2 protein-coding genes are annotated in these 2699 nt (G+C 69.2%); both read left to right on the top strand.

All coding sequences use genetic code 11. The features are described from left to right. Positions 1-43 precede the first annotated feature (43 nt). Positions 44-919 carry a helix-turn-helix transcriptional regulator gene (locus VFM98_RS07645; protein WP_325109316.1) on the top strand — a complete coding sequence of 292 codons (876 nt, stop codon included), beginning with the start codon at positions 44-46 and terminating at the stop codon, positions 917-919. 95 nt (positions 920-1014) lie between these two features. Next, entirely contained in the window at positions 1015-2682 is a 1668-nt protein-coding gene (gene boxC, locus VFM98_RS07640) for a 2,3-epoxybenzoyl-CoA dihydrolase (protein WP_325109315.1), read from the top strand. Positions 2683-2699 lie beyond the last annotated feature (17 nt).

Below are 2699 nucleotides of genomic sequence, written 5' to 3'. Positions count from 1 at the left end.
GGGCAGCGGCGCCGGCGGCCCGCCGCCCGTCGCCGGCGAGTTCATCGAAAAGCATCCTTTCCTGGTGCGCCTGGGCGAGCGCGTGCGCTCGCTGCGCAGCGGCCGCGGCATGACGCGCAAGGAACTCGCGGCGAAAGCGGGCGTTTCCGAGCGCCACCTGGCGAACCTCGAACTGGGGGTCGGCAACGCCTCCGTGCTGATCCTGCTGCAGGTGGCGCAGGCACTGCAGTCCACCCCGGCGGAGTTGCTGGCCGACGAGGCGCCTTCGCCCGAGCGGCTCCTGATCCGCGAGCTGCTGGAGCACCAGGACGAAGCCACGCTGCGCCAGGTGCGCGAGGCCATCGCTCCGATCGTGGGCGCCGGCAGCCCGCGGGCCGAGGCGCGCCCGCCGCGCATCGCGCTGATCGGCCTGCGCGGCGCCGGCAAGAGCACCCTGGGCCAGATGCTCGCCGAGGACCTGGGCTTCCCCTTCCTGGAGTTGAGCCGCGAGATCGAGCAGTTCGCCGGTTGCTCGATCAGCGAGATCCAGTCCCTCTACGGCCAGAACGCCTATCGGCGCTACGAGCGCCGGGCGGTGGAGGAGACGATCCAGCTCTATCCCGAGGCCGTGATCGCCATTCCCGGTGGCCTGGTGGCGGAGCCGGCGACCTTCAACCTGCTGCTGTCCCACTGCACCACGGTGTGGCTGAAGGCGCACCCCGAGGACCACATGAGCCGGGTGGCGGCGCAAGGCGACCTGCGGCCGATGGCGGGGAACGAGGAGGCGATGGAGGACCTCAAGGGCATCCTCGCGCATCGCGGCCCGTTCTACGCCAAGGCCGAAATGCACCTGGACACGAGCGCCCGGCCGCTGGACGAAACCTTCCTGGCCCTGCGCACGATGGTCCGCCGGGCGCTGCAGATCAAGGGAAAACCCTAGGCATTTCCGTTCTTGCGGGCCGGCAGGCATATGCACTATGATGCGTGTTATTGACGCAGATCACACGCAGCTAAGTGCATTCACCGGAGAGCCCCTTGACCCAGACTGCCACGCCCGCGCCCGTCGACTACCAGACGCACCCCGGCCAGTACCGCCACTGGAAACTCGGATTCGACGGCCCGGTCGCCCGGCTGGTGGCCGACTTCGACGAGAACGGCGGCCTGCGCCCCGGCTACAAGCTCAAGCTCAATAGCTACGACCTCGGCGTCGACATCGAGCTGAACGACGCACTCAACCGCATCCGCTTCGAGCATCCGGAGGTGCGCGCGGTGATCCTCACCAGCGCAAAGGAGAAGGTGTTCTGCTCCGGCGCCAACATCTTCATGCTGGGCGTCTCCAGCCATGCCTGGAAGGTGAACTTCTGCAAGTTCACCAACGAGACGCGCAACGGCATCGAGGACTCCTCGCAGCACAGCGGCCTGAAGTTCCTGGCTGCGGTGAACGGCGCCTGCGCGGGCGGCGGCTACGAGCTCGCGCTGGCCTGCGACGAGATCATCCTGGTGGACGACCGCAACAGCGCCGTGAGCCTGCCGGAGGTGCCGCTGCTGGGCGTGCTGCCCGGCACCGGCGGCCTCACGCGGGTGACCGACAAGCGCCACGTGCGCCACGACCTGGCTGACATCTTCTGCACCACTGCCGAAGGCGTGCGCGGGCAGAAGGCGGTGGACTGGCGGCTGGTCGACGAGATCGTGAAGCCGAACCGCTTCGCCGCCCGGGTGCAGGAGCGCGCCCTGGAACTTGCGGCGACCAGCGACCGGCCGGCCAACGCCAAGGGCGTGACGCTTACGCCCCTGCAGCGCACGATCGAAGCCGACGCGCTGCGCTACCCGTACGTCACGGTGGAGATCGACCGGGCCAAGCGGGTCGCCACCTTCACGGTGCAGGCGCCGCAGTCGCCGGTGGAAAGCGACCCCGCCGCCATCGAAGCCGCCGGCGACCAGTGGTATCCGCTCGCGCTGGCGCGCCAGCTGGAGGACGCGATCCTCTCCATGCGCACCAACGAGCTGGAGATCGGCACCTGGCTGCTCAAGACGCAAGGCAACGCCTCCGCGGTGAAATCCATGGATGCCGCGCTGCTGGCCAACCAGAAGCACTGGCTGGTGCGCGAGACGATCGGGTACCTGCGCCGCACCTTCAGCCGCCTCGACGTCTCCAGCCGCAGCCTGTTCGCACTGATCGAGCCGGGCTCCTGCTTCGCGGGCAGCTTCCTGGAGCTGGCCCTGGCCTGCGACCGCAGCTACCAGCTCACGCTGCCGTCCGACACGTCCGCCGCCCCGCGCATCGAGGTGGGCGAGACGAACTTCGGTCTCTATCCGATGGCCACCGGCCAGAGCCGCCTGGGCCGCCGCTTCTACGAGGAAGCCGGCGCGATGAACGCCGTGCGCGAGCGCGCCGGCCAGCCGCTCGATGGCAACGAAGCGCTCGCGCTGGGCCTGGTGACCAGCGCGCCGGACGACATCGACTGGCCGGACGAGACGCGCCTCGCGATCGAGGAGCGCGTGGCCATGAACCCCGATGCGCTCACCGGCATGGAGGCCAACCTGCGCTTCAACGGCCCCGAGACCATGTTCACGCGCATCTTCGGCCGCCTCACGGCCTGGCAGAACTGGATCTTCCAGCGCCCCAACGCCGTCGGCGACAAGGGCGCCCTGAAGGTGTACGGCAAGGGCGAGCGCGCCGCCTTCGATTTCCACCGCGTCTGATTCCCCGGAGAGAGACA

Origin of the sequence: Ramlibacter sp., assembly GCF_035706265.1 — a bacterium.
GTDB lineage: Bacteria > Pseudomonadota > Gammaproteobacteria > Burkholderiales > Burkholderiaceae_C > Ramlibacter.
The sequence above is the reverse complement of the archived record's forward strand: the minus strand, read 5'-3'. Positions and strand labels throughout refer to the sequence as shown.